This is a genomic window from Chryseobacterium sp. FR054 (assembly GCF_056844565.1).
In genome coordinates this window covers 194,968-219,997 of record NZ_JBXDSA010000006.1, presented here as the reverse complement: position 1 = coordinate 219,997, position 25,030 = coordinate 194,968, and the positions used below count along the sequence as shown (strand labels likewise).

The window sequence follows — 25,030 nt, the reverse complement described above, 5'->3', positions numbered from 1 at the left end:
ATGGGAAAATTTTTATTTAAAATATCATTCTATATCATAGGAATTACGGCTGTTCTCCTTATTCTGGGTTCTTATGCGGACGGGAACACGGATGATGATTATATGCACTTTGCCGTAGAAAAACCGCAAAATATTATTCTGGGTGATTCCAGAGGAGCGCAGGCAATAGTTCCGTCCGTTTTGAAAGAAAAACTGTCCGTTCCTTTTGATAATTTTTCTCTCAATATTGTGTATTCGCCGTACGGACAGATTTATTTCAACGCTTTAAAAAGAAAACTGAATCCGGCTACGAAGAACGGAGTCTTTATTCTTACCGTAAATCCGTGGAATCTTTCCCTGAATCATATTGTAAAGAAAAAAGAAGATTTCCCGGAAGAAAATTCGCCGCTTAAGGATATGTATTTTTACGATATGTCGCCTAATTATGAATATCTGCTGAGAAACTATACCAAAAGCTGGTTTAAAATTTATAAAGACCGCGAAGAGGCCGGAAGATCCAATACCTTTCTTCATAAGGATGGCTGGATGGAAGTAAATGTAGACATGAACAAAGATTCAGTAGCTGCACGAACGGCTGTGAAAACAAAGGAATACAGGGCCATGATAGAGAACTATGATCTTTCGGATGAGCGGCTGAAGGCTTTGAATGATATCATCAGTTACCTTAAAGATAAAGGAACGGTTTATCTGGTACGTATTCCCGCCTCAAAAAATCTTATAGAGATAGAAAATGAAAAATTCCCTGAATTTAATAAGGTTATCAAAGAGATTTCACAGAAGCATCATTTGAAATACTATAATTTTGCGGATCACTGTAATGAATTTCAATATACAGACGGCAACCATATGTACCGGGAGTCCGGTAAAATTCTCAGTGCCCGTATCGGGGATTCTATCCGGGCAGACCGAAAAAATTAAAGCAGATAATTCCTGAAATTAATATTATACAGGCCGGAACGGATACTGGGATAATCGGTAACCATATACTTTAAGATCATTCCCCATTTTTTGAATACAGGGGCATCCGCAATCTGAAAGCTCCGGTACATTCTTCTGATATGCAGTTTTATGGGGACCGGAATATTGTCCTCGGCAGAAGCCCAGTCATTGACTTCTTTCCACAGCAGTACTTTGGTTGTGGAAGGCTTTACCGCTTTTGCTTCCACTTTTGTGATCCTGTTATCCTCATGTACTCCTCTTATTGCCACAGCTTTATCTAAAATACCGGGATAGAGATCAAGATAAAAAGAAAGCCGGAACAGAAACTCAGAGTCCTGATGAAGCCTTAAAGAGGTTTTGAATAATGGATTCATTTTTCTGATTAACGCCTCTTTCCGGATCGTGAGGGCATCAATACTGAATAAGCCAAAACTGCCACGCATATGAAGCTGTCCGGGAAAAACCTCTTTGGGGCTGTGTTTTTCATACACGGTAGTCAGCCTGTCCTTATAAACATTATAATACTGCTCTTTTGCTTTTTCAGAGTAATACTGTACCCCAAGAGCTCCGTAAACCCCTTCAACTTCAGGGTTTTTAAACAGTTCTTTCTCTGCGTCAAAACGGTTGGGAAGATAATAATCGTCGGCATCCAGGAATGCAATAAAATCTCCGGTGGATTTTTCTATCCCCAGATTTCTGCTGGGACCGGCTCCGTGGTTGCCTTTGTCAGGATGCTGGAAAAGCTTTACTTTCTCATATTTCCCGGCAAGTTCCACACAGATCGGAAGTGCGTTATCAGGAGACTTATCCTCAATAAGAATCACCTCATGCACTTCTTCAAGCTGAAGAACAGATTCTACGGCCTGGGTTACAAACTTTTCCGCATTGTAAACAGGAATAATAACTGAAATTTTCATTTTGTGTGTTAGCTTTCCAAAAGCAAATATAATAAAGTGTAGAATATTATACAGATTCTTTATTTTATATTTTATTGTAGAATCTTATCTACATCATGAAAACAGAGAATGCTTGAAATTGATGTTGTAAAGTCCGGATCTGATACTCCTGTAATCTGTAAAAAGATACTTGATGACCATTCCCCATTTGTGCATTCTGGGAGCGTTGGCAATTTTAAAACTCCGCTGCATCCTTTTGATGTGAAGTTTTACATTTTCCGGAATCGTATCTTCACTTTGAGACCAGCGGTTCACCTCATCCCAGAGAATGGCTCTGGAGATGGCCGGATCTACCATACCTGCATCTACTTTGGTGATCCTGTTGTTTTCATGTACCCCTCTCATGGCAACAGCTTTATCAAGTATTCCGGGATGAAGATCCAGATAATAGGACAGCCTGAACAGGAATTCAGTATCTTCATGAAGTCTTAAGGCTGGTTTAAAGAGCGGATCCATTTTTTTCATTAAAGAATCCCTGCGGATAGTAAGAGTATCAATGCTGAAGAGCCCGAAACTGCCAAGCATATGGATCTGTCCCAGAAAAACTTCATCGGGGCTGTGTCTTTTATAAACCGTTGTAAGCCTGTCCCTGAATAACTGGTAATATTGTTCTTTTGCTTTTTCTGAATAATAGTGTACCCCAAGAGCTCCGTATACGCCTTCTACTTCAGGGTTTTTGAAAAGTTCTTTTTCTGCTTCGAAACGGTTGGGAAGAAAATAATCATCGGCATCCAGGAATGCGATAAAATCGCCTGTTGCCCTTTCCATTCCCAGATTTCTGCTGGGGCCCGCACCATGATTTTCCCGGTCCGGATGCTGGTAAAGTTTTACTTTGCTATATTTTTCTTCAAGTCCGCGGCATACTTCAAGAGCATTATCCGGAGACTGGTCTTCAATCAGAATGACTTCATGTACTTCCTCGAACTGCAGAGCCGACTCAACTGCCTGAGCTACAAATTTTTCTGCATTATACACGGGAATGATTACTGAGATTTTCATTTACTGTTGTGGGAATTTGAATGATTTGTGTTTTATTCTTTTTGTGATCAGTTAATATTAAAATTCATTTTCTGAAATATGGTCCTTGATGCTGGTGCAGAGTTCTTTTTACAAAATAATATAAATAATCCGGCAACTGCAACTGAAATAGCAATTTTTAACATATGAAAAAGTCTTCATTTCTTTCGTTTTTAAAAGTAGTTAAAAATAATTTTAAATTTCCCGTTTTTATGAAATATTATGAATTGGAGTTTAAAATATTTTCAAATATTAAAAAACTTCGGAAGATATTTTATAATGACTGTAAATCTAAGGATGCATATAGGTAAACCTGTATTTTGTTTTCAGTATCCGTGGATCCCTGAGAACAGCAGGGAACAGTCCTGAAATTTTAGACCATCCTTTTTTTCCGGATAATTCAAACGCCTTTTTCTGAAGTTCAATGTGCCGGGCCGCATCCTTATCAGGCCGTACACTCTGTGACCATTGAAACAGGGAATTCCAGAAAAGAAACTGCCTCTGGTTATACTGGGGAGAATATTTTACAATTTTGGTAATTCTGTTATCATCATGCATCCCTCTCATCGCGACAGGCTGATCTATTATTCCGGACTTCAGATGACAGTGGTAAGCCAGCTTAATAATAAAATCCGAATCCTGATGAAGGCGCAGAACTTCATTGAAACGCAGGTTTTCAGATTCCACAGATGATTTTCTTACGGTAAGGGCATCCAATGTGAAAAATGAACCGAATTTTTCCGGAGTAAGACCCAGAAGCCCTCTGAAAACTTCTTTCCCTTCCGCATGATAATTAACCGTTAAAAGGTAATCATCATTAATATTGGATAAACATTCCTCTTTCCCTTTTTCCGTAAGGTATTCTGTACCTATGGCATTGAAGACTCCTTCAATTTTAAGATCTTTGAAAATTTCTCTTTCCGCATCAAACCGGTTGGGAAGGAAATAATCATCTGCATCCAGAAATGCAATGAACTCTGATTTCGCTTTCTCTATTCCCAGATTTCTGCTGACACCGGCTCCGTGATTTCCCTTATCCGGATGCTGATAAAGATGTACTCTTTCATATTTTCCGCTAAGTTCCCTGCATATTTCCAGAGCATTGTCCGGAGACCGGTCCTCCACAAGAATAACCTCCTGAACCTCTTCAAACTGCAGGGCAGATTCTACGGCTTTGGAAACATATTTTTCCGCGTTGTATACGGGAATGATTACAGATATTTTCATTTCATCAGTGATAATAAGTAAAGCGGTATTTCGTCTTTACTATTTCAGGGTTTTTCATAATCTCCAAAAGTATGCCAATATATTTATTCACACCCTTTTTTAAGGAAAGATCAAAAGATTTATAGATAAGATAAATTCTCTTTTTATAGCTGTACGGAAGATTCCGTGATGCCGCCCACCGATATAAGGATGTCCAGTAAAGAAGCTGCCGCTGATTATATTCGGGGGTGTATCTTATGATCTTGGTAATTCTGTTGTTGTCATGGATGCCTCTCATGGCAATTGCCTTATCAATAATTCCGGTTTTCAGACGGCAGTGATAGGCAAGCCTGATGATGAACTCCGAATCCTGATGAACCCGCAATGCTTCATTAAAACGTAAATTTTCACGGTTCAATGCAGCTTTTCTTACTGTGAGGGAATTCAGGTGAAAAGAAGTACCGAAAGTTTTAGTCGACAAACCCAGCAGTCCGCGGAAGACTTCTTCGCCTTCAGCCGGATAGTTGACGGTACTGAGAGATACTTCTTTAAATTTAGACTGGAATTCATTTTTTCCTTTCTCCGTTAAATATTCTGTTCCGATGGCTCCAAAAACCCCTTCCACTTCAGGATCTCTGAAAACTTCTTTTTCGGCATCAAAGCGGTTGGTCAGATAGAAATCATCTGCATCCAGGAATGCAATAAATTCCCCGGAAGCATGATCTATTCCCAGATTTCTTGAAGCTCCGGCACCCCGGTTTTCTCCGTTGGGATGCTGTAATAATTTCACTTTAGGGTTTCCGGCTGCCAGTTTCCGGCAGATATTCAGCGAGTCATCGGTAGAGCGGTCTTCTGCAAGGATAACTTCTTTTACTTCATCAAACTGAAGTGCGGAGCAGACTGCCTTTTCCAGAAATTCAGCTGCATTATAGACGGGAATAATAACAGAAATTTCAGTCATTACAATACGGATTGGTTATGATCTGCCCAAAGAGCCAGCTGTAAAAGGTTCCAGTGTTTTTCATCCTTATCCAGAAACTGCTGCGCGGCTTTAAAGTCTATATAGCTGAAAACTTTATGGTTGGGATTTTTCAGCAAGTCATCAGAGAGCTGCATCAGGTTATCTTCTGCAAACCAGTTTTTCACCCCCAGTCCAAAGCCCTGTTTGTGGCGTTTTCTGATAGTTTCTGTCCAATAAGAGCCCATTGCTTCACGAAGAATGATTTTGTCGTTGGTGTCATCCAGTTTCAGCTGGTCCGGGAGCTGAATACAGAATTCTGCAAAATCCAGATCAAGGAACGGAGTACGTACTTCCAATGAATTGGCCATAGCCATCCGGTCTGATTTTACCAGCATATTAGCCGGTACATAATTTTCAAGATCCACCCGCATAATATCATTCAGAGAGTCCGGATCAGGGATAAAGCTGTAATCCTGCAGATAATCTGAAGTAATTCCCAGCTGATAACGTTCCTGTTTATTGAAGGCATTTCTTACGGAATTCAGATGAAAATCCATGATGGATGAATACTCAATGTTTTTCCGGGTAAGATAAGAAGTGGTTCTTACTTTTTGATATAATTTCAAACCAAACTGTGCCACAATATTCTTGTAGCTGAAATGATTTCTTAATTTATTTTCAACGGTATAGAAATGATAGCCACCAAACAGCTCATCACCTACATCTCCCGACAATACTACGGTGAGTTTTTCCCGCGCATATTTACAGATTTCATAATGAGGGATGAATGAAGCATCGGCAAAAGGCTCATCAAAAAAAGGAGAGATCTTTAGAAGTGATGCAACAAGATCTTCTTTCTTTTCATGAACTTCTATATGATTGGTGTTGTATTTATCAGCAATTTCTTTGGCATATTTCAGTTCATTGTCTTTATGGTCATACCCGAAACTGATAGTCGTCTGATGCGGAAGAAACTCATCCACTAGAGCCACTACGGAAGACGAATCCAGGCCGCCGCTTAAGAAACTTCCTACTTCTACATCTGCAATAAGCTGTTTTTTTACCGCATTTTTAAGCAGATAAAGGAACTCATCTTTGGCATCGGAAAGACTGATCGTTCTGTCTTTTGCAGGAATGCTGTAATACCGGGAAACTGAAACCTTTCCATCTTTCCAGATCAGCTGATGAGCCGGAGGAAGGGTGGATATATTGCTGTAAATACTCTGATACGTACTTACATAGCCGTATTGAAGATAGTGGGAGAGAGCATCATTGCTTACTTTAGGTTTTATAAGTCCGGAAGCAAGAATGGCCTTGATCTCTGATGCGAAAATAAACTCATTGTTGTTTCCTATGGCGTAATAAAACGGTTTTTCTCCAAACCGGTCTCTTGCGCAGAACAGCTGCTGTTTCCGATCGTCCCACAGGGCAAAAGCAAACATCCCCGGAAGATCATGGATGAGGTTTTCCTGTTTTCTCTGATACATAGCAAGAATAACTTCTGTATCTGAACCGCCGTGGTAAGGATATTCGGCGTAATTTCTCTTGAGATCCTGATAACCGTAGATTTCACCGTTAAGAACGATACATTCATTCCGGGTATTGGAGAACATGGGCTGTTTTCCATTGTCTGAAAGGTCGATAATGGAAAGCCGGCGGTGGCCGAGGGCTGCATGATCATAAAATTCATAATGGGAAGAGTCGGGGCCACGGTGGATCATAGAATCCGTCATCCTCCGGATTTCTTCCTGGTAATTTCTGGCATTGCTGCTTATGATTCCTGCTATTCCACACATACTGTTTTATTTTTCATCATTAATTTTTTCGTTTATGTCTGTGCTAATTTACGACAGATTAAGAAAAGCAGGCCCCTTTTGGATCACCTGATTTCTGAAACCGATCAGTCGCTTTTCATCGGAAGATACTTTTTTATACTTCTGAAGTAAGATTTTATACTGGGATATATTGCCTAAGATAAAATTCTTGATCATACTCTGTCTGAGTGCTTTTTTTTCCAGACGCACAGCATCGGGAAGATTGGGATTCATTGCATTAATCTCAACCCTTACGTTTTCAAATTTTGTATAATCTATTTTATGAAGATTCTGTACACCATCATGTACGGCTCTGCTGCCAGGCGCCAGCAATACTTTCATCCGGTGAAAATGAATGCGGTTTACATATTCGTCATCTTCGCCGTAATGGAAAAAATAAGGATTGAATCCTCCTACTGTTTCTATGGTTTTTCTGGGAAGCAGCCAGTGGGCGGCATTCACAAATCTGATTTCGTAATAAGGTTTCAGGGTCTGAAAATACAGATCAGAGATCATTCTTGTTTTTTCATAATTGCCGGCAATATACTGATCTAAAAATATATCGAGATATTTTTCCGTACCGTCGATATGGATCGGGCTTATAATGCCAATACTGCTCTGATCGGGATGATGATGATATACATCAAGCATTTTTTCCATAGTATCCCGGTAGAGCCATGCATCCTGATTCATCAGGTAAAAGAAATCCGCTCCTTCTTTATATGCTTTTTCAATACCTATATTATTTGCTTTCCCGAATCCGAGGTTGGTTTCTGACTGGGTAAAATCTATTTCGGGAAAATGGGTTCTGATATATTCCTGGGTGCCGTCCGAAGATCCGTTATCTATAACAAAACATTTTACGGGAAGTGAGGAGTTCCTGAGACTTGTGAAACACCTTTCCGCCCATTTCATGGCGTTGTAGGTAACAATAATAATGTGAATCTTTGGCATTTTCTGTGGTTTTAGGTTCAGACCGTTTTTATTCCGGATGGAAGTACAAATTTAAAATAAGTTAGCTATTTTAAAATAAATAAAATAGTAGAGTCTTTTGATCAGCGCATCAACAGCCGGAAAGGTTACAAATCCGCTGTTCAGAAGCATCATGCTCCACAGGGAGTTGAATATGATAATTCCTGCGGCGGTTATATCTTGTTTCAAAGTCGTGTTCAGCTGCTTTTCTCCGGCAATCCATATGGTGAGAAGGGTAAAGAAAATATTGATCCATCTTCCCCAGTCATAAGCAATATAGAACAACGGAGCAAGGAAAATAATCTGTACAATGATGAACCATCTATTCATGCTGATCCTGTTGAATCTGCAGTATACGATAAAGGTAAGTGAGGCCAGGAAGACACTGATCAGATAGGTCTGATAAGCATATATCCGGGCTTTGTAAAAATTCAGAACGTTGTAGTTCGGGTCGTAATCGTAGATTCCGGCCTGGCCCAGTGTCAACCCGTGATCTTTCAGAAACAGTATTGAGTTTTCCGTACGTATTGAAAAGCCCAACTTATAGAGTATCACCATTACGATACCGGCAGGAATGATCTGATAGACCATTATATTTTTTATCTTATCCGGTGCGGAAGCGCTCGTATTGATGAAATAGGTAAAGCCCAGAAAAGGAAGATAAAAGAAAGCTGCTTCATGATTAAGGATGGCAATGATAATGAACAGCGTTATTACCCAATTCTTTACTGCGGATTTAGACTGTACATGCAGGAAGTAAATAAGGTACAGAAGAAACAGAAGGACTTCCTTTTTTGCTGCAATGGTAGGATCTTTCAGGATCATTCCCATGCCGGCCGGCATAAGCAGAAGACTTATGGTGAGAAGCGTATTGTTTTTCTGCCGGAACAGTTTTATCAGAAGCAGAAAAAGCCATACATACAGAATGGAGATAAAGCTGAATACAAGATATTCAAGCTTAATTCCTGTAAGCTCGTTGATGAATATGAATAAAGTTCCGAAAAGGCCTCTCCGTTTGAAACCTCCATCCTGATAATTAATTACCCATTCGCCGAGATACCAGCCGTTTTTATGAAAAATGATCTGCAGATATGTATTCCAGATACTCACTGCACCATATACAATGAATATAAAACTGATGATATAACTGATTATTTTAGATTTCATCCTGATTAATCGAAATTTTTTGAATTGATATCCTGACCGGAGATCCGGTTCTGCCCGGGTTCCGGTCTCAGGAAATTTTTAAGCAGCATGTAAGAGAGAATAGAGATTAACCATTAATAAAAACACTTTTGAATTGATCCATGACCGGATGAGGCAGGAATTTTTCATACAGTTCCTTCGCGGAAAGATCAAGGCTTGCATCGAGGATAATATCTCTCAGTTCTGCACTGTTCCGGTAATAATAAGCCTGATCCTTCAGGTGCCGGATATGGGCTTTTTCCGGGGAACCGGCAAAGGTGATGACCGGCTTTCCTTTGATGGCAAATTCAGCAACGGTAATGCCGAATGTCTCTCCTCTTTCCCGTGCATGAAGCAGGGCATTGCAGGTATTGATGAATTTCAGCTTCATCATCACATCCGAGCTGGGCGGCAGGAATAGAATATTGGATGGTACGGACTTCCACCATTTCTTTTTGATGAAAGGATCTACTCCCATGAAAATAAAATAAATGTCTTTGTACCGGGAGGCTATTTTCTCCACAGTCTGCCGGGCAAATGCGATATTAAAACTGATGTGCCCGCCGTAGTAGCCGAATACTTTTGCATGAGCCGGAATATTCAGTTCTTTTCTCAGGTCCAGATCCGTATCTGTTTCAAAATTAACCATATGGGGAACATAAGGGTATTCCGAACCCGTCATTTCTTCACTCAGCCACTCGGAAACATAGGCATATACGTCTCCATGAGGTTCAAAATGTTTAAACACAGTATGTATTCCGGTTTTGCATTCCTGGGTGTCTACGTTGTCTATATCACCGTTTTTAATAGCGTAAAACAGGTCGATATTATTTTTACGAATGATCTGATCAACCTCACTGAAATCCGAATACCCGAATACCTGAAACCGCCTGGCAAATTTTTCAATTCCCAACGGATGATTGGTCTTTGAGTTTTTATCATAAATGATCAGAGATTCATTTCCCAGATATCTTTCGTTGAAATCGGCATAATCGTATAATGCGATGGAAGTTCCTCTGTAATTGAGTTCGTTTTCATGGAAAAGAATTTTCATTCTGCTGAGTTATTTAAATTTATTTTTCAATCTGTTCAGGATCTTCTGAAGAATAGTTCTTCTCGGATACTTGTTGAGATCATTGTGTTTAAAAAGTCCTTCGCCCTGTGCAATCTTAAAATCCTGCTTTACCCACCAGGCGGCTATATTTCTTTCAAGTGATGCAGACTCTCCTGAAAAAGGGATAATGGTTTCCAGGAGGAATTTTTTACGGACCAGATAAGGATTATTGGTCCAGTTTGCCCAGCGTGAGGTGGTGGTAAAATATTCTCCCTGCTTCTGAATCTTATCCGGGAATTCCTGTGCCGGATCCAGCCAGTGCAGCGATTCCAGAAGGTGAGGGGAAGTGCACTCGTGCCAGTCGTCATAATAGTTCAGTTCATTTCCCTTATGTCTTATGGAAATGAGGGGGTAACCTGGATTTTCCCTGCTCCGGTAACGGACTACATCGAATCCGTTCTGAAGAAGTTCAAGTCCGCTTTTAAGCCGTGAAAAGGTCAGTTCTTTATTTTCGATAAGCTCCCAGTCGTGTTCCAGAAAAAGAAGGTATTCACAGGTGGCATTCTCTGCCAGCTGTTTCATTCCTTTTCCGATTCCTATGTTTTCCGGAAGCCCGATATATTTCACATTATAGCGGTCTGCTGTTTTTTTATCCTCCTCACTTACTGCCTGGAAAAGCACTGTAATATCATCGGCCATATCCAGAAGACCGTATTTTTTGTAAGATTTTAAAGTGTTTTTTAATGCAGCTCCGCTTTTCCATGAAAGGATACAGATACTGATGGGAAGTTTTTCCATGCCGTTACCGTTTTTAAAGATTCAGAAATGGATGTGGGGCCGTCATTGATGTTTTTCTGGCCGCCTCTATTTCTTTAAATTTCCCTGAAAAATAGCTGTACTGTTCCATATAAAATTTAGATTCACTTATATTTCCCTTAGCAGCCATTTTTGCAATATACGATAGAATGGCGGTTTTCTCTCTTCTGATATTATAATCATAACGGGGATCCAGGTATCTGGTTTCCCGCTGCATTCTCATCGAAAGTCTTGTATTGGCAAGCAGTTCAGCTTTGCTTTCAGGTTGTTTCTTGTGAAAAGACTGTACTGCATCATGTACCACACGGCTTTGAGTGCAGGCCAGTATTTTTAATCCGAAATAGGCAATTCTGCTCACATATTCATAATCTTCGGCACCATAGAAAAAATAAGGATTGAACCCTCCCACTTTTTCAATAATATTCCGGGGAATGAACCAATGGGCCGCATTCACAAAACCTACTTCATAGTAAGGCTGTGCTTCACCCAAATAAATATCGGAAAGAATCCTGTTATTCCGGGCATCTTTAGCCAGGTAATTCTCAAAATGAAGATCCAGTTTCTTTTCCGTTCCGTCCAGATGCATCGGACTTAGAATCCCGATTTTGCTCTGATCCGGAAAAGTGCCGTAAACATCCAGCATTTTCTGAAAACTGTCCGGGAAGATCCATGCATCCTGGTTCATCAGGTAAAAGAAATCAGCTCCCTCTCTGTAAGCTTTTTCGATTCCCTGGTTATTGGCTTTTCCAAAACCGGAATTTTCCGGCGACTGGATAAAATCAACTTCCGGGAAACGGGTTCTGATGTATTCCTGGGTTCCGTCCCCAGATCCGTTGTCTATCACAGTACAGCGTACCGGAACGGAAGAGTGCCTTAAACTTGTAAAACACCTTTCAGCCCATTTCATGGCATTATAAGTAACGATAATAACGTGAATGTGAGCCATATTAAATGTACTTTCGGGTTAAGTTTTCCAGATAATCCTCAGGGCTTATTCCTGTAAAAAATGTGGTGATATTTTCATCGAAATCTACCTGATAGAAATCTCCTTCACCGGTTTCTGAGTAACTTGCCTTTTGGCCGGTCTCTTTTTCTATGGCATTCACAATTTCTTTCAGATTATAATAGTATGGGAACGCAAGATTGATGGTGGTATTGTGTACCTCCAGACAATGCCTGCCCAGAAATCCTGAAATATCATCAATATCAAGCAGCAGCCTTCTCGCCTTGAGGTGCATGGCAAACTCACGGCGGTCAGCGATCTGTTTTTTCAGGAAATTAAAAAGGGTATTCGGGTTGCCGCCTTTTCCCACAATATTGCCTACCCTCAGAATCAGGAAGTTTCCGGAGTTTTCTTTAAGGTAATTTTCAGCCGTTTTTTTATGCCGAACATACGGGCTGTCCTGCTTAGACTGATCGTGGATGCTTAATGTGGAAAAATAAACGATCTTTTTTTCTTTGTTTTCTTCGTGAACTGATCTCAGGAGAGAAAGTTCTCTTTCAAATTCTGAGACTCTCGTTTCCAGGGAATTGGAAACTCCGGAGGCGAAAAAAACAATGTCTTCCCTGTCATAGGGTCTTACAGCATTTGCTATGATACCATTACCGATGATCATGGGTTAAATATTTTCATTAATTGTGTTATATGTGGGAACAGTACTTTCATATCTTTTACGGCTCAGGAGCCGGCAGTTTTATTTAAGGTAATCAAAGATATGAAAATAGTATTTCATTTTTATTTTGGTTATTAATCGTTGTAAGGGAGAAAGGCTTTTCAGGTAATTCCTGTAATACCGGAGACAGTATTCTCTGTATCCGTTTTTCAGTGAGGGGGTTAGCTGAAGGCCGGAAACTGTTTCTTTTACAAAAGTATTTCTCTGGAATACCGAAAAAAGAGTTTCCCTGGTGACCGGAGTATTTTCGGAGGTATTAAGCTTTGAAAATGTGTTAAAACCGATGCTTTGCTTAGGATGGATCCGGTATTCTCCCAGAATGGCTGCATCTGTCCGTACCGAATTTTTATCGGCAGCCAGAAGCAGAAGTTCATAATCGTGGATAATGACGGGGTTTATTTTCTTTAAAGGAAGATGTTCTTTAAGAAAGGTATTCCGGATGGCCATGCTCATCCCGGGGAAGATATTTCCCTGAAATAAAATTCTTTTGATGATGTCCTGATGTCCGGTAAACTGATCCGGCCCGTTGGTGTCAAGATCCCAGTAGGTTATTTCTTCAGCACCGTTCACCGTTTCACCGAAAAGTTTAATATTGTGGCATACGATATTAATAGAATTGTTATTCTCAAAAATCCGGGTCATGTATTCGTTTTTATGAGGATACCAGCGGTCGTCCTGGTCACATAGGAAAACAATATCACCTTTACACAGGGACATGGCTTTTTCAAAGTTTCCTACATAACCCAGATTTTCAGGGTTTTCATAGATTTTAATGATGTCCGGATATTTTTCTGAATAGTCTTTCAGGATCTTTACGGTGCCGTCTGAAGACCGGTCGTCACAGATGATGATCTCAGATACCGGAAGGGTCTGGCTCAGAATGCTGTCCAGCTGTTCGGCAATATAGGTTTCACCATTATAGGTGCAAAGGGCTACGGATGAGGTCATTTGTGTGGGGTCAGGGATCAGTTCTTTTTTTGAAAAAGGCGGTAATAATACTTTTTTAAAGCCAGGTATCCGGAAACAGCCCGTCCGCCTGTCACTTTATTGAATTCATTTCTCTGCTGGATATACTGCGTGGAGCGTACTTCTATAATGTGATACACCAGCCTGTCGTGAAGATCATCACCATACAGTTTTTTCAGGATGGGAAATATTCTGATTCTCTGCTGGAGGATCTTGTAAAGATCGGAGGACATGCTGTTGTTATTGTCTTCTTTGCGGTAATGGGCCAAAGGTTCATCTACCAGAAGAGCTTCAGGGTTGTTCTGGGTAATGTGGATCCACATCAGCCAGTCCTCACAGCTTGTCAGTGAAGTGTCAAACCGGAATCCTTCCAGAAGCTTCAGGGAAACCAGGGCACAGTGGATTGGAATACTGAACTTCAGGTCCCATCCGAATACAATGCCTTCAAACGTTAAAAAATCCTGTTCAACGCGGTTGTATCCGGAGAGGTGCATCCCGTTTTTATAAATGGTGAACTGGCTTACGGCCAGCGGATATTCTTTATCCGGGGAAAGACTTTTTGAAAATTTGTCCCTGTGGATCGTATCATCCGAATCCAGAAACTGAACATAGTCTCCGGAAGCTTTTTCAAGGCCTGCGTTTCTGGCAGAGGATAAGCCTCCGTTTTCTTTATACACGTATTGAAAACGGCTGTCCTTTTCGACCCATTTTCTGGCCACGGCTTCCGTATGATCTGTTGAACCGTCATTCACAATAATGCATTCCCAGTTCTGGTGGGTCTGGTCAAGAACCGACTGCAGGCACTCGTCCAGATAGACGGCCTGGTTGTAGCAGGGAACGATGACGGATACCTTTTTATGATTCATTACAGGTGTTTATAAAATTTACAGAATCCTAGTAAACGTCCCAGTTTTATCCAGCGGGACTGTTTTAGTTTGTTTTTAAGATTGTTATTTTGGTCTATTTCTTTATCATATTCTTTTCTGCGTACAAAATTTTCAAGAAACAGACTTTCAATGTCAATATTTCTTCTTTCTGCCATTTTTATCAATGCAAGCCAGTGCCAATAATTTGCCTGATTCTCACTTTTATTCGATATTCCGCCGCCATGTATCCTGTAAAGGTAAAGATCTTTGTCTATATGCTTTACCGGGGCGACTTCACATATTTTCATATACCAGTCTTTATCTTCAGCCATTTTCAGATAAGTATCGATGCCTGATGTTTTATCGTAAATGGATTTTTTGAATGTGGCAAAGTGTGAAATCTCAGCATTAAAGTTCAGGTATTTTTCGTCTAAATCATTGACTTGAGTAGCTTTGTGAACTTTTATCTTATTGAGCTGATGATCACAGAAAATAAAGTTGGAATAGATAAGTCCTGCATCAGGATTTTCCGAATGGGCTGTAAATACGGTTTCCAATGCCTCTTCAGCCAGTGCGTCATCAGGATCCAGGAATCCGCAAATTTCGGAACTGCCTAGTTCTACAAGTCTTCTTTTTGTGTAGCCCACTCCTTTATTGGTCTCATTGGCATATATCTTAAAACGGGAATCATCCTGAATTATATTTTTAATGAGTTCAAGAGAATTATCTTTTGATGCATCGTCGAGAATAACAGCTTCCCAATCTGTAAATGTCTGGGCGATAAGACTGTCAAAACATTCTTTGAAAAAATGTCCGTTATTGTAATTTGCAATCAGAATGCTTATTTTACTCATAGCTGTCCTTCTTTTGATAAAATCTTTTTAAGAGCATTCAGATATCCAAATCCGTTTTTATGGTCTGGTTCCAGGATATTTCCTTCTGCCCATTCATTCCATGATTTTACAACTAAAAAATTTTCAGGGTAGTGCTTATTTTTCAAGAAGTCTACCGCTTTTTCTATCTGTTTTTCAAAAAGTTCAGGACTGTTATTTCCTAAAATAATTCCACGGCTGCCACTTCTTGGAGTATTATCCCAATTAGGAATAAGGCATGGGAAGGTAGCCACATCAGCCTCATCAAAATGCAGATCATTCACTACATCGGGTGCATTCTGAATATCAACAGGTTTTTGAAAGCTGACTGTTTTAAGTCCTAAAAGTCCCTTGATTCTATTCGTATAATATTGTTTTGCTGAAATAGGAGGTCTTTTATTCATATGAGGCCGCCATGCTCTCATAAAGGCATTCGATATTTTAGCCTGATATCCCAGGTGGTGATAGCCATAGTTGTCTTCAGTTTTGTTGCTGGCAATAAGATAAAGTCCGCTGAATCCGTTTTCTTTTGCAAGAGTATTGAATTTTTCAAGGTATTCCGGGGCTTTGTCCTGTAGGTGAATAGGATCATATACCACCAAAACAGGCTTATTGTCTACTTTGATATATCTGCTGTCTTTAAAAAAGGGCAGGAGGTATTCAAAATGAGCTATAAGATCTTCATCAGAATATATTTGTTCGGCCAAAACTTTATCTTTTAAACCGTGCCATATTCCGGACCAGGTTTCATTGGCCCAGCAGAAGCAGAATGGGAAGTCCGGTTTGCCGGATTTCAGTACTTCATGGACTATACGTTCAAGCAATTGTTTTCCGTTTCCAAACCAGTAATGATAATAAATAAAGCCATAAACTCCATAGTCACGAGCCATTTGAGCCTGCTGTTCTCTTACTTCGGGAACACGTAGGTCATAATACCCCAGGTCAGCAGGGTAAATGGGTTGTTCATGCCCTTCAAATAAAGGTTTTGCCTTACCTACGTTGGTCCACTCTGTAAATCCTTTTCCCCACCATTCATCATTTTCCGGAATGGGATGATATTGAGGGAGATAAAATGCAAGTGTTTTTATTTTTTTCATAAATTATTTTTCTAATGTTTTTATCAGTTTAGCAGGGATTCCTGCAATTACCGAATTTTTTGGAAAGCTTTTATTAACTACCGAATTAGCCCCTATGATGCAGTTTTCACCAATAGTAACTCCCGGCAATATGCAGACTCCTTCACCAATCCATACATTATCTTCAATAATAACGGGGCCTTTGGAATATAGTGGTCTTTCTCCCGGAGTTTTATCCAGGTCCTCAATACTGATATTTCCATGTGAGTGGTCGGAAATATATATTCTGCTAGCCATTAATACGTTATTGCCAATACTGATTTTATTGATGGCTCCAATATGAACATCAGAATTAAAAATGACATTATCCCCGATCATGATTTCAGGGTGAAAAGATTCTCCGTAAAAATTATCCCATGCTTCCAGTCTTAAATTGAATAATGAGCTGAAGTTATCCCCAATTGCTATATATTTAGGGTTTTTGATCCAAAAAATCTCCGGAAGACTTGACTGTTTTCCAAAGGCTTTGAAGTTGTTTTTCGCCCAGTTGTCATTCTGTTGCTGCTTATACTTTTTATAAGCGTCTGAATGCAGGATTTTGAATATGAATTTAATAATATGTTTTTTTATGAAGCCCATATTTCCTGTTGCTAATTTTCCAGTGTTGAATAATACTCAAGAATGAGACTGATGATGTTTTCCTGTTCTGTTTTTTTCAGCTCGTAATAGAATGGCAGTCTTAAAAGACAGTCTGTAAAATGATCTGAGTTGGGAATATCAATAGGGGAATTGTCTTTCAAAAAGAATTCACTTTTATTCAGGCTCAGGTAGTGAAAAACGGGATGAACATCTCTTGTTTTCAGATATTGGATCAGGTTTGACCTTTCCCCGTAGTTTCTGCAGATAATATAGAACATATGGGCATTGTTCGTTGCATAACCCGGAATTTCCGGTAGTTTTATCAGTCCTTTTTTCTGTAAATCAGATAGGCTGCTGTAATAATTCTGCCAGATGCTGATTCTTTTAGCCTGTATAGTCGGGAGGTTTTCAAGCTGTGCATATAAAAATGCTGATAATATTTCTGATGGAAGAAATGATGAACCAAGATCTACCCAGCCATATTTATTTACTTCTCCTCTGAAAAAAGCACTTCTGTTTGTTCCTTTTTCCCGGATTATTTCAGCGCGTGTATTGTATTTCTGATTGTTGATGACAAGCATTCCTCCTTCTCCGCAAATGATATTTTTTGTTTCATGGAACGAAAAGGCAGAGAAATCTCCGATGGATCCCAATGCTTTTTTTGTACCGTCAGAAAATGTATAGTAACTGTCAATGGCCTGTGCTGCATCCTCCACAACAAAAAGGTTGTGCTTTTTCGCCAAATTCATGATGGCTTCCATATCGCAAGCAACTCCCGCATAGTGTACGGGAACAATAACCTTTGTTTTTTCTGTAATACATTTTTCAATTTCCGCAGGGTTAATATTGGGATTATCGGCATAAGAGTCTGCAAAAACTATTTTAGCACCCCGCAATACAAAAGCATTGGCAGAGGAAACGAAGGTATAGCTGGGAACAATAACTTCATCACCTTCCTGAATATCACACAATATAGCCGCCATTTCCAAAGCATCGGTACAGGATGTGGTAAGCAGTACTTTCTGAAAGCCAAATTTTTCTTCAAAAAAAGCATGACATTTTTTTGTGAAAATTCCGTCTCCTGAAATTTTGCCGCTTTTTACCGCTTCTTCAATATATTTAAGTTCGTTTCCTACTATAAACGGCTTATTAAATGGAATCATAGTGTTTTAATTTTTTGAATCTTGAATTTACAAATTTTTAAAATTTTGATACAAAGACAAATTTACATTCTTATAGTACAATCTCCGCAGGATTTTCTGGATTTAGTTTGTTGTATTAATGGCTGATAGTAATTTTTAGGAGTGTTATATCCTTAATAATTTACTTTTTCGGCATTTAAACCTGTCTTTTGTAGCAGAGAGCATCATGCTAATTCTTTTATTCGATCCCAAAATTTTTCATTAATATCCGAGATATCAAAACATAAAGAAGGAGAAAATGATACATCAGTATTATGTATTTTGATGAAAGAGAATTCCTTTTTATTGGAATCATCGAATAATAAAACGTTCAGCAGGCACAAACATGCCGAGCGGAATACAGTATCTTCCACTAAACCGGCTGTATCCCAATCTACAGGAAAGCAGCTTTGTGCCAAGATTTCACCATGATCCACAATCTCGTCTACCTTATGTACAGTGGCTCCTATGAATTTTGAGTTTGCCTTTTTTGCCGCTTCTACTGTTTTCATTCCTATAAAACCTGAAAAAGAGGGGAGAAGTGAATAATGAAGGTTGATCAACTTCGACTGAAACAAATCTACAATTTCCTTATCAATGATTTTATGAATATTGGTTATAACAATATCCGGCGAAATTTGTAGTAATATATTTTTAAGACCGGCATTATTTTGCCTGCTGTACTCTATCTGATGGGAAGGAATATTGTTTTTTTGGGCATAATCCAAAGCATTACAGCTCCTGTCGCTTATTACACCTACTATTTTGATGGGAAGCTTTAATAGGGATGCTATTTCATTGATGAATATCAGAGTTCCACCTCCTCCAGAAACAAGGAAAACAACTTTTTTCATAATAAATCTATTCTTTTATCTGCCTGATAAATGAGATAACCAGACCGGTCGTTACTGCTTTTTACATCTTTCAGTTCATCGTTTTGAATCTCTTTTTTTATAACTGAGAAATCATCATTGATCGGATCATTTTTAAAATAATTCAGAATTATTTCTGTGTTTTTTGATAAGAAATACACTCCTGAATAATGCTGTCCGGAAAATGTCATATTCTTTTCTTGATATTCATTCATCGCAATATCAATTACAGATTGTACGTAGTCAAATCCTGTTGATAATTCTACAAGATCAGAACCTATAAAATCGCCGCCCATTCTGCTGCCTATTTCAACAACATATACTTTTCCTTCTGCTGTTATTTTGAATTCTATATGAGATGCTCCGTACTCAACTTCTGTAACCTTTAAGACTTCCAGGGTGATCTTTTTTATCTGGTTTTGGATGGATTGCGGTAGGTTACTTGGCTGATGATGGGCCAGTTCTACAAAATAGGGTTCCTCGGTTATGATTTTATCTGTAATGGTAATGATGTGGTGACAGCCTTGCCAGCTGACCGTTTCCACACTAACTTCGCTGCCCTCGATAAACTCTTCAACAACGCAGGTTTTACTGAAGGAAACTTCAATTGCTTTTTCAATTGCTTCCTGACATTCGCTTTCATTAAAAACTTTCACGACGCCAAGACTACCAGAACGGTCTGAAGGCTTTACTACCAAAGGATAATTCAAATGTTGAATTGAATCTTCCATATAGGATCGTAGTGTTGTAAATCTTGGTGAAGGAATACTGTTTTCATAAAAACATTTCCGCATGGCAGATTTGTTTGTGGTTAACAGGGCGCATTCTTCGGTATTGGAAATAAGATTCAGATGAGAGGCTACATATGAAATGGTAGGAATGCAAATATCTGTTGCAATAGTAATGATACCATTGATATTAACTTTTTCACAGGTTTCAAGAATTTTTTCTTTATCTAAAACTGAAATGTCATAAAAAAAGTCGGAAACGTCTTTACAAACCGCTTTGCCATCATCCCAGGCAAAACAATGAACTTCCAATCCGTTTTTTTTTGCTTTCTGAACAAGTGGCAGTTGTAAGTAGCTTGCTCCCAATATTGCAATTTTTCTCATTGTTTAAATATTTAGATGATCCGGAAGAAAACTTTGTCAAATTTCAATTTTTGAAAACCGGAATCTTTTTATAGAGTTTTTCCGCTCTTATTTTATTCCAGAATTTTAGTGAAAATATTTTCAACATATCCATATGATGAAAATTCCTCTACCTGCTTTACTGCATTTTTTGAGAAAACAGAATATTGGTACGGATCAAGTTGAAATATCTTCAGTATTCCCTCTGCTAGCTTTTGGCTGTCTTTCATAGGGATTTTATATCCGTTGTAATCATCTATGACCATATTGGTTACTACTCCAGTATCAAACCCAACAACAGGGGTTCCACATGCTAGTGCTTCAGAGACCATCATGGGGCCGGAATCTTCAATAGATGAATTGATAAAAACATCTGTAGCCTGATATAGCAGTGATAATAGTCTGTAGTCTTTTATATAATCTATTTTTTGTTTCTTAAATGTAACCCTTTCAAACTCTTTGTTGATGCTATTGGAAACTACTAAAAGACAGATTTTTTGTTTTATGTCCTCAGGAAGCTGCTGATCCAGTATTTCCAAAGCCTCAATGAGATATTTAAAACCCTTTCTCGGATCGTCCATGTTCTGTGCTCCGGTAAGAATATAGAAATGATCATTGGCTAAAGAAAAAATATTTTTAGCAATATTTTTGTTCTTGTCGTTAAGAAGGGTGGTGTCTATTAGGCTGTTAACATTATATATTATCTCCTGATCTCTATATATTTTTGATTTTTTCGCCTGTTCAAGGGTTAAACCGGAACCTGCTATAATTTTGAAAAAAGCTTTCTGCGCATTTTGATATTTTCTTTCCAAATTATTCTTTGCAATCAGTTTCTGAGATTCATCCTGGATTGCAGGGCAGTGATCACAGTTGTTTGTATAGCCTTCGCATCCCCAGGAAAAATGACATCCTCCTGTAAAGTGGTTCATATCTACTGTGATATTATATATTTTTGCCCGGGTAGCATTATATATATTGAGAAGATCAGTACTGTTGAGAAAATCAATGGTCATGCCTGTAAAAATGAAATCAGGAGTAAATCCAACTGATTTTAGCAGGCTGTCTACATTGATGTTTTCTGTAATTTCATCTTTGCTTAAAAAAGAATATTTACTGTCTGTGACTAATTTTTTTTTAATGGTTTTATCAGGCTCCTGCTGTGTGAATTTTTTCTTTATTTTTCGGATGATTCTTTCCAGTAAAGAAGGATTTTTAACAGAAGGTTGGTGCTGTACGTGGATATACGGCTTTATGAAATCATCGGTTTTTGTTTTATTCTTGACACAAAGTACTACTTCATGACCCATATTTTTCAAAATCTGAGCCACCTTGTACATCGCTTCATACGCACCGTTTACGTCGCCTGTTGACAAAACCAATATCTTTTTTTTCATGCTTACATCCATATTACAGGAGGATTTATTATTCCGTTATCTGTATCTCCTGTAAGAAAGTTTTCATGTCCTGTTTCAACAATATTGATTTGGATACCTCCTTTTATATAATCATAAAGTTCAACCGCCGGGGTATCTAATGCAACGGAAAGTATGTAAGTGTTGGGAATGAGCTTGTTGCCTTCAATCTGTATTGATAAGCTGTTCTCATGCAGGTTGTCAAATGTTTTCCGGGTAATGAAGATCACGTTTTCAAACTTGTCAAGAATAGCGATATTAACGCGGACTCCTTTTGTAACGCTTCGGTTGATATAATCTATTTTAACATTGATGTCATCGGTATGGCTGAATTCAGTGGTTTCAACATTTTTGTTATTGAAAATTTTGACATTATGAATCTGGGCTTTTTTACTTAAATCTTCAATGTACTGGAACTCTGAATTCGGCGAAAGTTCATTAACAATATAGTTTTCCATAACACTATTGATACTTCCCTGATCGGCAAGCTGCCCATGCTTCAAAAGGATGCCGGAGTTGCACAGTTGCTTTACAGCAGCCATATTATGGCTTACAAACAGGATTGTGCGTCCTTCTCCTTTGGTTACATCTCCCATTTTTCCCAGACATTTTTTCTGAAAGTCAGCATCTCCCACAGCCAGTACTTCATCCACAATCAGGATTTCGGACTCCAGGTGCGCGGCCACTGCAAAGGCAAGACGGACATACATTCCTGAAGAATATCTTTTAACCGGCGTATCAATGTATCTTTCAACGCCTGAGAAAGCGACAATTTCATCAAATTTTCTGGTGATTTCTTTTCTGGTCATTCCCAGAATAGCACCATTGAGGTAAACATTTTCCCTTCCTGTCATTTCCGGATGAAATCCCGTTCCTACTTCCAGTAAAGAGGCTATTCTTCCGTTAGTGCGTATTTTTCCAGTAGTAGGTTTGGTTACTTTACTGAGGATTTTAAGCAGGGTAGATTTTCCAGCACCGTTTCTGCCGATGATTCCTACCGCACTTCCCTGTTCGATTTCGAAATTGATATCACGCAGTGACCACACATATTCGGAATTCCCTTTTGTGGTACGGTCATTGGCTTCTCCAATTTTCAGATAAGGATCTTCTTTTCCTCTTACTTTATGCCAAAACCGGTTCAGGTCATGAGATAAAGTACCGGTTCCCACTTGTCCCAGTCGGTATTGTTTTGATATATTTTCTGCTTTTAAAGCCAGCATATTGTATTGATTTAGAATTAATATGTCCGTTATACAGTATCCATGAAAGTTTTTTCAACTTTATTGAAGACAACAACTCCTATCATAAGAAGGATCATGATAATTACAGAGCTGATTCCCAGCATTGCAGGAGAAAAATCTCCCACACCAAGCCATGCATATTTAAAGCATTCAAAAATTCCTGTCAGGGGATTGTAGTAAGCCAGCTTTCTGAAAATGCCCTCCAATGAAGATACAGGATAGATTACCGGTGTAGAATACATATATAAACTAACTCCAAATCCCAGTAGCATACTAAGGTCCTTATACTTTGTTGTAAGTGACGAAAAAATCATTCCTACTCCTAAGGCGAAAAAAGCCATAAGAAGTATCAGAAAAGGAGTGGCGATAATCCAGATGTTGGGTTGAACTTCCCCTTTACTGAGATAATAGGCCCAGACCACAATAAATAAAACAAATTGTACCCCAAACCGCATAAGATTGGAGATAACTATAGAAAGAGGGGTAACAAGTCTTGGAAAATATACTTTTCCAAATATTCCCGCATTCCCTGTAAATGTATAGGAGGTGGCTAAAAGTGAGGTTGAAAAATAATTCCAGAGGGTAACACCGGCAAGATAAAATAAAAGAGGGGGTGCGCCGTCAGTCGGAAGTTTTGCTATTCTGCCAAATACGACAAGATATACGATCGTCGTTAAGATCGGATTAATAAAAAACCAAATCGGTCCTAAAATTGTTTGCTTGAAACTGGAAACAAAGTCTCTTTTTACAAACATATAGATCAGATCTTTATACTTCCAGACCTCTTTAAGCTTCAGGTCAAATAGAGAATGGCTGTCCTCAATTGTATCTGTCCACTTCTGTTGTGGCTCATTCATTTGTGTAAGTTTTTGCAAATTTAAAATATTTAATTTTATCCCGTTATTCTTAATAAGTGAATATTTGTTCACATAAACTGAAAACAGCAACTAATATATTAATATTCATTATTATGAGCAAAAAACTATTAGCTATAAAGCCAATAGTTTTTATATTTTATAATAAGCCGGATGTATTAAAACTCGTTTACTGCTTTAATGATGGCCTGAATCTCTTCTTCCTCCAAAACTGAAGAAATCGGAAGGCTCAGTACTTCTTCGTGCATTTTTTCGGTAATGGGGAAGGACAGATCATTGTATTCTTTATACGCTTCCTGCTTGTGTGGAGGAATAGGGTAGTGGATGATCGTGTGAATTCCTTTTTCCGTGAGGTGAGCCTGAAGCTCGTCTCTTTTTTCGGTTCTGATTACGAAAACATGCCATACGTGCTCTTTTTCGTCGGCAGGATTTTCCGGAAGTATGATCTTCGGGTTGTTGATTTCGGAGATGAACCTTTTGGCGACTTCTCTTCTGGTGTCATTTTCATGGCTGATGTATTTCAGCTTAACATCCAGAACGGCTGCCTGAATTTCATCCAGTCTTGAATTCAACCCTTTGTAAATGTTGACGTATTTCTCGTTTGAACCATAATTAGCCAATGCGCGGATAGCCTCATACAGTTCTTTATCATTGGTGGTTACCGCTCCCGCATCTCCTAAAGCACCTAAATTTTTACCAGGGTAGAAGCTGAAACCTGAAGCATCACCCAGATTTCCGGATTTAATGCCTTTCCATTCTGCTCCAATGGCCTGTGCATTATCTTCTACGATCTTCAGATCATATTTCTGAGCTATATTTTTAAGTTCTTCGGAGAAAACAATTCTTCCCTGAAGGTGAACGATAAGAATCGCTTTAGTTTTGGGAGTGATCTTTTCTTCGATCTTTGAAATATCGATATTGTAAGTGCCTGCATCCGGCTCTACAAAAACAGGAACCAGCCCGTTGTCTGACAAAGCGAGTACGGAAGCGATATAGGTATTGGCCGGAACAAGAACCTCGTCACCGGGCTTCATTACGCCCATTTCAATATATCCGCGGAAGATAAGACGGAGGGCGTCCAGCCCGTTGGCTACCCCTACGGCATATTTTGCCCCGATATATCCGGCTAAATTGGTTTCGAAGTTTTTAAGTTCGCCTCCAAGCAGATACCAGCCGCTTCGGAAAACTTCCAGCAGTTTGTTTTCTATTTCTTCCTGATACCGTAAATTGATCTTCTGAAGATCAAGAAATTTTACCATAGTATTATTTTTTTTCAATGATAACGCCCCTGGAAAGGGAAGTTATGC

At 39.0% G+C, this 25,030-nt stretch carries 24 protein-coding genes; 1 reads left to right on the top strand and 23 read right to left on the bottom strand.

Annotation, left to right across the window (positions count from 1 at the left end):
• Window positions 1-918: a hypothetical protein gene (locus AC106S_RS21785; RefSeq protein WP_482441912.1), complete on the top strand. Its 918-nt coding sequence runs from the start codon at window positions 1-3 to the stop codon at window positions 916-918.
• On the opposite strand, the gene AC106S_RS21780 is transcribed toward AC106S_RS21785, so the two are convergent.
• The 23 genes from AC106S_RS21780 to AC106S_RS21670 all read right to left on the bottom strand — a co-directional run bounded on the left by AC106S_RS21780 (window position 915) and on the right by AC106S_RS21670 (window position 24,982).
• Window positions 915-1,856, bottom strand: a complete 942-nt coding sequence (locus tag AC106S_RS21780; protein WP_482441911.1) for a glycosyltransferase family 2 protein — start codon at window positions 1,854-1,856, stop codon at window positions 915-917. The two genes, AC106S_RS21785 and AC106S_RS21780, sit on opposite strands and share 4 nt — an antisense overlap.
• Window positions 1,857-1,949: 93 nt before the next feature.
• Entirely contained in the window at window positions 1,950-2,894 is a 945-nt protein-coding gene (locus AC106S_RS21775; protein ID WP_482441909.1) for a glycosyltransferase family 2 protein, read from the bottom strand.
• A 309-nt stretch (window positions 2,895-3,203) separates the two neighbouring features.
• Complete coding sequence (locus AC106S_RS21770) at window positions 3,204-4,139, bottom strand: glycosyltransferase family 2 protein (protein WP_482441907.1); 936 nt, start codon at window positions 4,137-4,139, stop codon at window positions 3,204-3,206.
• 4 nt (window positions 4,140-4,143) lie between these two features.
• Window positions 4,144-5,079, bottom strand: a complete 936-nt coding sequence (locus AC106S_RS21765) for a glycosyltransferase family 2 protein (protein WP_482441906.1) — start codon at window positions 5,077-5,079, stop codon at window positions 4,144-4,146.
• Window positions 5,079-6,875 (bottom strand): asparagine synthase (glutamine-hydrolyzing), encoded by a 1,797-nt coding sequence (asnB, locus tag AC106S_RS21760; RefSeq protein WP_482441905.1) that lies wholly within the window; start codon window positions 6,873-6,875, stop codon window positions 5,079-5,081. The genes AC106S_RS21765 and asnB overlap by 1 nt, the downstream gene beginning before the upstream one ends.
• Window positions 6,876-6,923: 48 nt before the next feature.
• Window positions 6,924-7,847 (bottom strand): glycosyltransferase family 2 protein, encoded by a 924-nt coding sequence (locus AC106S_RS21755; RefSeq protein WP_482441904.1) that lies wholly within the window; start codon window positions 7,845-7,847, stop codon window positions 6,924-6,926.
• 51 nt (window positions 7,848-7,898) lie between these two features.
• Window positions 7,899-9,032, bottom strand: coding sequence for a hypothetical protein (locus AC106S_RS21750; protein WP_482441903.1), 1,134 nt, complete (start codon window positions 9,030-9,032; stop codon window positions 7,899-7,901).
• A gap of 106 nt (window positions 9,033-9,138) precedes the next feature.
• On the bottom strand, window positions 9,139-10,104 hold the full coding sequence (locus AC106S_RS21745; RefSeq protein ID WP_482441902.1) for a glycosyltransferase: 966 nt from the start codon (window positions 10,102-10,104) through the stop codon (window positions 9,139-9,141).
• Window positions 10,105-10,113: 9 nt separating this feature from the next.
• The gene (locus AC106S_RS21740; RefSeq protein WP_482441900.1) at window positions 10,114-10,902 is read right to left on the bottom strand and encodes a glycosyltransferase family 2 protein; all 789 of its coding nucleotides are present in this window, start codon (window positions 10,900-10,902) and stop codon (window positions 10,114-10,116) included.
• A gap of 13 nt (window positions 10,903-10,915) precedes the next feature.
• On the bottom strand, window positions 10,916-11,866 hold the full coding sequence (locus tag AC106S_RS21735; RefSeq protein WP_482441899.1) for a glycosyltransferase family 2 protein: 951 nt from the start codon (window positions 11,864-11,866) through the stop codon (window positions 10,916-10,918).
• A 1-nt stretch (window position 11,867) separates the two neighbouring features.
• Window positions 11,868-12,536, bottom strand: a complete 669-nt coding sequence (locus AC106S_RS21730; protein WP_482441898.1) for an NAD-dependent epimerase/dehydratase family protein — start codon at window positions 12,534-12,536, stop codon at window positions 11,868-11,870.
• A gap of 78 nt (window positions 12,537-12,614) precedes the next feature.
• Complete coding sequence (locus AC106S_RS21725) at window positions 12,615-13,541, bottom strand: glycosyltransferase (RefSeq protein ID WP_482441897.1); 927 nt, start codon at window positions 13,539-13,541, stop codon at window positions 12,615-12,617.
• 17 nt (window positions 13,542-13,558) lie between these two features.
• Entirely contained in the window at window positions 13,559-14,425 is an 867-nt protein-coding gene (locus AC106S_RS21720; RefSeq protein WP_482441895.1) for a glycosyltransferase family 2 protein, read from the bottom strand.
• Entirely contained in the window at window positions 14,425-15,279 is an 855-nt protein-coding gene (locus tag AC106S_RS21715) for a glycosyltransferase family 2 protein (RefSeq protein WP_482441894.1), read from the bottom strand. Before AC106S_RS21715 ends, AC106S_RS21720 begins: the two co-directional genes overlap by 1 nt.
• Window positions 15,276-16,394 (bottom strand): glycosyltransferase WbsX family protein, encoded by a 1,119-nt coding sequence (locus AC106S_RS21710; RefSeq protein WP_482441893.1) that lies wholly within the window; start codon window positions 16,392-16,394, stop codon window positions 15,276-15,278. The genes AC106S_RS21715 and AC106S_RS21710 overlap by 4 nt, the downstream gene beginning before the upstream one ends.
• Window positions 16,395-16,397: 3 nt before the next feature.
• A complete protein-coding gene (locus AC106S_RS21705) occupies window positions 16,398-17,012 on the bottom strand; it encodes a DapH/DapD/GlmU-related protein (RefSeq protein ID WP_062697973.1) in 615 nt (204 codons plus the stop codon).
• Window positions 17,013-17,023: 11 nt separating this feature from the next.
• The gene (gene rffA, locus AC106S_RS21700; RefSeq protein ID WP_482441892.1) at window positions 17,024-18,175 is read right to left on the bottom strand and encodes a dTDP-4-amino-4,6-dideoxygalactose transaminase; all 1,152 of its coding nucleotides are present in this window, start codon (window positions 18,173-18,175) and stop codon (window positions 17,024-17,026) included.
• A gap of 203 nt (window positions 18,176-18,378) precedes the next feature.
• Window positions 18,379-19,047: a formyltransferase family protein gene (locus tag AC106S_RS21695; protein ID WP_482441891.1), complete on the bottom strand. Its 669-nt coding sequence runs from the start codon at window positions 19,045-19,047 to the stop codon at window positions 18,379-18,381.
• Window positions 19,044-20,177 carry an ATP-grasp domain-containing protein gene (locus tag AC106S_RS21690; protein WP_062697967.1) on the bottom strand — a complete coding sequence of 378 codons (1,134 nt, stop codon included), beginning with the start codon at window positions 20,175-20,177 and terminating at the stop codon, window positions 19,044-19,046. Before AC106S_RS21690 ends, AC106S_RS21695 begins: the two co-directional genes overlap by 4 nt.
• A gap of 92 nt (window positions 20,178-20,269) precedes the next feature.
• A complete protein-coding gene (locus tag AC106S_RS21685; protein ID WP_482441890.1) occupies window positions 20,270-21,589 on the bottom strand; it encodes a glycosyltransferase in 1,320 nt (439 codons plus the stop codon).
• Window positions 21,590-21,591: 2 nt separating this feature from the next.
• Window positions 21,592-22,827 (bottom strand): ABC transporter ATP-binding protein, encoded by a 1,236-nt coding sequence (locus AC106S_RS21680; protein ID WP_082377041.1) that lies wholly within the window; start codon window positions 22,825-22,827, stop codon window positions 21,592-21,594.
• A gap of 29 nt (window positions 22,828-22,856) precedes the next feature.
• Window positions 22,857-23,705: an ABC transporter permease gene (locus tag AC106S_RS21675; RefSeq protein ID WP_482441889.1), complete on the bottom strand. Its 849-nt coding sequence runs from the start codon at window positions 23,703-23,705 to the stop codon at window positions 22,857-22,859.
• A 176-nt stretch (window positions 23,706-23,881) separates the two neighbouring features.
• Complete coding sequence (locus AC106S_RS21670) at window positions 23,882-24,982, bottom strand: DegT/DnrJ/EryC1/StrS family aminotransferase (RefSeq protein ID WP_482441887.1); 1,101 nt, start codon at window positions 24,980-24,982, stop codon at window positions 23,882-23,884.
• Window positions 24,983-25,030: the final 48 nt, after the last annotated feature.

Excerpts from the sequence above, each read along its gene's own strand:
- AC106S_RS21710 (WP_482441893.1), bottom strand. The coding sequence starts at position 16,394 with ATGAAAAAAATAAAAACACTTGCATTTTATCTCCCTCAATATCATCCC.
- AC106S_RS21775 (WP_482441909.1), bottom strand. The coding sequence starts at position 2,894 with ATGAAAATCTCAGTAATCATTCCCGTGTATAATGCAGAAAAATTTGTA.
- AC106S_RS21765 (WP_482441906.1), bottom strand. The coding sequence starts at position 5,079 with ATGACTGAAATTTCTGTTATTATTCCCGTCTATAATGCAGCTGAATTT.
- AC106S_RS21725 (WP_482441897.1), bottom strand. The coding sequence starts at position 13,541 with ATGACCTCATCCGTAGCCCTTTGCACCTATAATGGTGAAACCTATATT.
- AC106S_RS21735 (WP_482441899.1), bottom strand. The coding sequence starts at position 11,866 with ATGGCTCACATTCACGTTATTATCGTTACTTATAATGCCATGAAATGG.
- AC106S_RS21680 (WP_082377041.1), bottom strand. The coding sequence starts at position 22,827 with ATGCTGGCTTTAAAAGCAGAAAATATATCAAAACAATACCGACTGGGA.
- AC106S_RS21685 (WP_482441890.1), bottom strand. The coding sequence starts at position 21,589 with ATGAAAAAAAAGATATTGGTTTTGTCAACAGGCGACGTAAACGGTGCG.
- AC106S_RS21730 (WP_482441898.1), bottom strand. The coding sequence starts at position 12,536 with ATGATCATCGGTAATGGTATCATAGCAAATGCTGTAAGACCCTATGAC.
- AC106S_RS21705 (WP_062697973.1), bottom strand. The coding sequence starts at position 17,012 with ATGGGCTTCATAAAAAAACATATTATTAAATTCATATTCAAAATCCTG.
- AC106S_RS21740 (WP_482441900.1), bottom strand. The coding sequence starts at position 10,902 with ATGGAAAAACTTCCCATCAGTATCTGTATCCTTTCATGGAAAAGCGGA.
- AC106S_RS21690 (WP_062697967.1), bottom strand. The coding sequence starts at position 20,177 with ATGAGAAAAATTGCAATATTGGGAGCAAGCTACTTACAACTGCCACTT.
- AC106S_RS21755 (WP_482441904.1), bottom strand. The coding sequence starts at position 7,847 with ATGCCAAAGATTCACATTATTATTGTTACCTACAACGCCATGAAATGG.
- asnB (WP_482441905.1), bottom strand. The coding sequence starts at position 6,875 with ATGTGTGGAATAGCAGGAATCATAAGCAGCAATGCCAGAAATTACCAG.
- AC106S_RS21675 (WP_482441889.1), bottom strand. The coding sequence starts at position 23,705 with ATGAATGAGCCACAACAGAAGTGGACAGATACAATTGAGGACAGCCAT.
- AC106S_RS21720 (WP_482441895.1), bottom strand. The coding sequence starts at position 14,425 with ATGAATCATAAAAAGGTATCCGTCATCGTTCCCTGCTACAACCAGGCC.
- AC106S_RS21715 (WP_482441894.1), bottom strand. The coding sequence starts at position 15,279 with ATGAGTAAAATAAGCATTCTGATTGCAAATTACAATAACGGACATTTT.
- AC106S_RS21750 (WP_482441903.1), bottom strand. The coding sequence starts at position 9,032 with ATGAAATCTAAAATAATCAGTTATATCATCAGTTTTATATTCATTGTA.
- rffA (WP_482441892.1), bottom strand. The coding sequence starts at position 18,175 with ATGATTCCATTTAATAAGCCGTTTATAGTAGGAAACGAACTTAAATAT.
- AC106S_RS21695 (WP_482441891.1), bottom strand. The coding sequence starts at position 19,047 with ATGAAAAAAGTTGTTTTCCTTGTTTCTGGAGGAGGTGGAACTCTGATA.
- AC106S_RS21770 (WP_482441907.1), bottom strand. The coding sequence starts at position 4,139 with ATGAAAATATCTGTAATCATTCCCGTATACAACGCGGAAAAATATGTT.
- AC106S_RS21670 (WP_482441887.1), bottom strand. The coding sequence starts at position 24,982 with ATGGTAAAATTTCTTGATCTTCAGAAGATCAATTTACGGTATCAGGAA.
- AC106S_RS21785 (WP_482441912.1), top strand. The coding sequence starts at position 1 with ATGGGAAAATTTTTATTTAAAATATCATTCTATATCATAGGAATTACG.
- AC106S_RS21745 (WP_482441902.1), bottom strand. The coding sequence starts at position 10,104 with ATGAAAATTCTTTTCCATGAAAACGAACTCAATTACAGAGGAACTTCC.
- AC106S_RS21780 (WP_482441911.1), bottom strand. The coding sequence starts at position 1,856 with ATGAAAATTTCAGTTATTATTCCTGTTTACAATGCGGAAAAGTTTGTA.